4 protein-coding genes and 1 pseudogene are annotated in these 3,449 nt (G+C 48.1%); all 5 read right to left on the bottom strand.

The window, feature by feature from the left end; all coding sequences use genetic code 11:
• Positions 1–93, bottom strand: a pseudogene (locus ACTHUT_RS15935) (aminoacyl-tRNA hydrolase); the annotation flags it as partial.
• A gap of 54 nt (positions 94–147) precedes the next feature.
• A complete protein-coding gene (locus ACTHUT_RS15930) occupies positions 148–420 on the bottom strand; it encodes an RnfH family protein (protein ID WP_049351563.1) in 273 nt (90 codons plus the stop codon).
• Positions 413–844 (bottom strand): type II toxin-antitoxin system RatA family toxin, encoded by a 432-nt coding sequence (locus ACTHUT_RS15925; RefSeq protein WP_003683270.1) that lies wholly within the window; start codon positions 842–844, stop codon positions 413–415. Before ACTHUT_RS15925 ends, ACTHUT_RS15930 begins: the two co-directional genes overlap by 8 nt.
• Positions 845–933: 89 nt before the next feature.
• Complete coding sequence (locus ACTHUT_RS15920; RefSeq protein WP_250600693.1) at positions 934–2,841, bottom strand: ATP-binding cassette domain-containing protein; 1,908 nt, start codon at positions 2,839–2,841, stop codon at positions 934–936.
• A gap of 122 nt (positions 2,842–2,963) precedes the next feature.
• Positions 2,964–3,449, bottom strand: a 486-nt coding sequence (locus ACTHUT_RS15915) for a Holliday junction DNA helicase RuvB C-terminal domain-containing protein (RefSeq protein ID WP_440419038.1), incomplete at its 5' end; no start/stop codon positions are given.

The raw sequence follows: 3,449 nt of genomic DNA, 5'->3' as shown, positions 1-3,449 counted from the left end.
GTCCAACAGCCAAAAGCCGACATTGTGGCGCGTTTGTTCGTATTCTTGGCCTGGATTGCCCAAACCGACGATTAATTTAATTTTCAAGCTCATTACTGTTCTTTCAGTTTGACAGGCCGTCTGAAAAAGTTTCAGACGGCCTTTGATTTATTCTTGCCCTGCACGTTTACGTCTCGCTTCTTTAGGATCAATCAATAATGGACGATAAACCTCAATCCGATCGCCATCGCGCAATACAGTCTCGTCTTTCACTGCCTTGCCGAAAATACCCAAAGGTGCTTGCTGTAAATCCAACTCTGGGAACTCCACCTCCAATCCGCTTTTCAAGGTAGCTTCGCGTACGGTTGTACCTTCTGCAACGGTCATGCTCTTCAACACTTGCCTGTCGGCCAGTCCGTAAACAATTTCAATCTCAAGCATAGCGGCGGTCGGCCTCTTTAATAAAAGCATCCACCAGCGTGCCAGCGAGATGGCCGAACACCGGGGAAATCATGGCAGAAAGTACGGCATTGGAAAAATCGTATTCTAATCTGAATTCGACTTTACACATATCATCGCCCAAATCGATAAATTTCCAAGTGCCGCGCAAGGTTTTAAACGGCCCTTCGAGCAAATCCATGCGGATTTCCTGCCCCGGGATATTGTGGTTGTGCGTCGCAAATGACTGTTTGACGCGCATATAGTCCATAAACAGGCGCGCTTTTAGCTCATTTCCTTTGCGTTCGATGACTTCGGTCTTGCTGTACCACGGCAAAAATTTTGGATAGTCCTCAACTTTGTCCACCAGCTCAAACATTTCCTTAGCGCTATGCAGCACCAATACGTTTTTCTCGACTTTTTTCATGTGGTTGTAGACCTTGTTTTTGAATATTTGGGGTTCAGACGGCATGATTTAGAAAAATATCTGCCCTACTTTGGGACAAAATTCCCAATTTAAACCGCTTCGCCATTTTGTTTCGCTTCCAGCCATTCCCAGCGTTCCAGTTTTTCCAAAAGCGACATCTCGATTTCTTCAGCCCTGCTTTGCAATGCACCTGCTTTTTCGTAATCTTTGAAAATTTCAGGATCGGAAAGCTGGGCATTGATTTCAGCCTGATCGGTTTCCAAAGCGGCGATTTCATCAGGCAGGGCATCGAGTTCGCGCTGTTCTTTATAGGAAAGTTTGACTGTGCGGTTGGCTTTGGGTTTGATTTTTTCAGGTTCGGCAACCGCTTTAGGCGCAGAGGCCGTCTGAATTTTATCTTCCCGCGATTTTGCGTCAATATAGTCCTGATAGCCGCCGATATATTCTTTCAGACGGCCTTGTCCTTCAAAAACAATGCTTTGGGTAATCACATTATCCAAGAACATACGGTCATGCGAGACAAGGAATACCGTGCCTTGATAATCACGCAGCAAATCTTCGAGCAGCTCTTGAGTGTCGATGTCCAAATCGTTGGTCGGTTCATCCAGGACCAAGATATTGGCAGGACGGGTGAAGAGTTTTGCCAGCAAAAGGCGGTTGCGTTCGCCGCCGGAGAGCGATGAAACAGGGCTTTGCGCGCGGGCAGGATGGAACAGGAAATCTTCCAGATAGCTCATAACGTGTTTTTTCTTGCCGCCGATTTCGACGTAATCGTTGCCTTGACCGAGCGTGTAAAACACGGTGTCATTTTCATTCAACGCGCTGCGGAACTGGTCGAAATAGGCAACTTCCTGCTTGCTGCCGATACGGATTCTGCCGTAGGTCGGCTGCAATTCGCCCAAAATCAGCTTGAGGAAGGTGGTTTTACCGATACCGTTTGGACCGATTAAGCCGATTTTGTCGCCGCGCTGCAAAATGGCGGAGAATTTGTCCATGATGACTTTGTCGCCATAGGCAAACGAGGCATGTTCCAATTCGGCAATGATTTTTCCACTTTTTTCGCCGCTATCGAGCTTAAAGTTAACTTGCCCTTGTACATTGCGGCGTTCGGCGCGCTGGCGGCGCAGCTCTTCCAAACGGCGCACGCGGCCTTCATTACGGGTACGGCGCGCTTCAATGCCTTTGCGTATCCACGCTTCTTCCTGCGCGTGGAATTTGTCAAACAGGCGGTTATGTTCCGCTTCAACCGCTAATTCCTGCGCTTTTTTCTCGCTATATTTAGAGAACGATCCGGGATAGGAGCGCAGAATGCCGCGGTCTAGTTCGACGATGCGCGTAGCGATATTATCCAAAAAACGGCGGTCGTGGGTAATCACAACCAAGCTGCCTTCAAACGCTTTAAGCAGATTTTCCAGCCAAATAATCGCGTCAATGTCCAAATGGTTGGTCGGCTCGTCCAGCAGCAATACATCAGGCTTTTGCACCCAAGCCTGTGCCAAGGCGACACGCTTTTTCTGACCGCCGGAGAGGTTGCCGATTTTTTCGTTTTCCGGCAAACCGAGTTCGCCCAAAGTCTGCTTCACGGCCGCATCCAGCTTCCAGCCATCCTTCGCTTCGATTTCAAGTTGCAATTCGTTGAGATCTTTCAACAAAGCCTCACTCGAACCATTTTCCAACTCATGGCTGACATGATGATAACGGCGCAATAAATCGCGAATTTCGCCCAAACCTTCAGCAACAGTATCAAATACGGTTGCGTCCTTATCAAAAAAGGACTCCTGTGGTACATAAACGATTTTGAGGTTGTTTTGAACAATAATCTGCCCATCGTCGAGCTTTTGTACACCGGCGAGGATTTTTAAAAACGAAGACTTACCCGCACCATTACGACCGATCAAACCGATTTTCTCGCCGCTGTCGAGTTGGAAAGAAGTTTTATCGAGCAAGGCGACGTGGCCGACGGCAAAAGAAGCATTTTCTACGGATAAGATATTCATGGGGAAACTTCAAAAAAGAAAAGGGGGACATTTTAACCGATTATCGGCAGATATTTGCCGACAATCATATGAAATTGAAAGTATCAGGCCGTCTGAAAGCAGTTTTCAGATGGCCTTCATTATTATTCTTTAACCTTCAAACCAAAATGCAGATAGGCTCGTTCTGTTGCTACGCGTCCGCGCGGTGTACGTTGCAAAAAGCCCTGCTGAATCAGATAAGGCTCAATCACATCTTCGATGGTATCGGTCGATTCGCCAATCGCAGCAGCCACATTTTCCAAACCGACAGGACCGCCGCTGAACTTGTGCAAAATCGCTTCAAGGAATTTCCTGTCCATCACGTCCAAACCTTGCCCGTCCACATCCAGCATACTCAAAGCCGCATCGGCAATTTCCGCATCAATGACACCGTTGTTTTTCACATCGGCATAATCGCGTACACGTCGCAAAAGGCGGTTGGCAATACGCGGCGTACCGCGGCTGCGCTTGGCCACTTCCATCGCGCCCTCGTCGCCCATATCCAACTGCAACAACTGGGCAGAACGGGCACCAATAGTCGCCAAATCTTTATTCTGATAAAACTCTAATCGGGATACGATACCGAAACG

This window comes from Neisseria sp. P0022.S010, assembly GCF_051956635.1.
Note: the sequence above shows the minus strand (reverse complement) of the source record. Positions and strands in the feature narration are given on the sequence as shown.

Bases quoted from the DNA above. Each gene is read 5' to 3' on its own strand.
- ACTHUT_RS15930 (WP_049351563.1), bottom strand. From the start codon at position 420: ATGCTTGAGATTGAAATTGTTTACGGACTGGCCGACAGGCAAGTGTTG.
- ACTHUT_RS15925 (WP_003683270.1), bottom strand. From the start codon at position 844: ATGAAAAAAGTCGAGAAAAACGTATTGGTGCTGCATAGCGCTAAGGAA.
- ACTHUT_RS15920 (WP_250600693.1), bottom strand. From the start codon at position 2,841: ATGAATATCTTATCCGTAGAAAATGCTTCTTTTGCCGTCGGCCACGTC.